Origin of the sequence: Mariprofundus micogutta (assembly GCF_001895085.1) — a bacterium.
GTDB classification, from domain to species: Bacteria; Pseudomonadota; Zetaproteobacteria; order Mariprofundales; family Mariprofundaceae; genus Mariprofundus; species Mariprofundus micogutta.
Genome location: NZ_BDFD01000057.1, coordinates 1 through 1,031, shown reverse-complemented (window position 1 = coordinate 1,031; position 1,031 = coordinate 1). Strand labels below are relative to the sequence as shown.

Here is a 1,031-nt window from a genome sequence, read left to right as displayed (position 1 = left end):
CGACTACTGATATTTCAAATACTTCGCTATTATCTCTCATAGTTCGCTCCGTCCTTCTTCGTAATGGAATATCTCCATTCTGGCACATTGCGATGCCGTTAGGGGACGGAGCGGACCATCCCATTAGCCTGGGCCGTTCTAAGACACTCCCATATCGCACTATAGATCATCTGATGTGGTTTGCATCTCTCTCCCCGAAGGGGCAGGAAGTCGCAGACTGTATAAGGCAAAAGTTCGGAGTAATGCACCACAGGTGCGTTCCGGACTTTTCTTATACGTATCCTGCGTGACAACTGTTTTTTCTCGCTAAATTAAAGAAATGTTTTCCGCCTCCTATTTGCGGAAATATGAAGTTAGAGAAAAGAAAGTTGTCACCAGCGTCGCAGACAATGCCGCAGACTGTGAAGCCTGCTGGTGTTCAAGTCGGAATCTCGAACGATGACGGCTTAGAACTTGAGAAAAAGCAAGTCTCGCTTCCTGTCGAACAGCGAGACTTCGACATGCGTGTTTATTGGCCATTTTACTGGCAACTAATCAAGCGAGCGTTAAACGCGCAGAATCAGCCGTTGCGATTGTCTGCGCCATACGCTCCTAACTCTGTCTGGCCGGATGAATCTGTCCGGATGAGCGTTGCCATAAACCTGGGCGATAAGTTCCAAGACAAAACGCCCGCAAAGTTGCTCGATACGATGCACTTTCGGGACACTGCGCGCGAGTGGGTTTCGAGGGCAGCAGCAGCGGCAAGTCTGTTGCCGAGTGTGGCGGAACTAATCATCGACCCGTGGGCGCTGGTTGTCGATGAATCACAGCTTGAAATGATGCCGCAGTGGTGCGCGGAAGCATTCATCGAGCAGCAAATTTATCAGTTCAGAATGTTTCTTCGATTTGACCCTGCAAGCGGTCAGGGGTTCTACCCCATTTCTACGGACGGTTTAAAAACGATGTAAACCTTATATCTTGAGCAGCTAGTCTGCGCCGCATTCTTGGATTATGGAACCTTTCCAAATAATCAAAAATATCTGCTCTTGCCT

Annotated in this window: 1 protein-coding gene; it reads left to right on the top strand. The window is 48.7% G+C overall.

The window, feature by feature from the left end; translation table 11 throughout:
• Positions 1–389: 389 nt before the first annotated feature.
• Entirely contained in the window at positions 390–947 is a 558-nt protein-coding gene (locus MMIC_RS12510; protein WP_143144967.1) for a hypothetical protein, read from the top strand.
• Positions 948–1,031: the final 84 nt, after the last annotated feature.

Coding starts and splice junctions, on each gene's coding strand:
- MMIC_RS12510 (WP_143144967.1), top strand. CDS start 390: ATGCCGCAGACTGTGAAGCCTGCTGGTGTTCAAGTCGGAATCTCGAAC.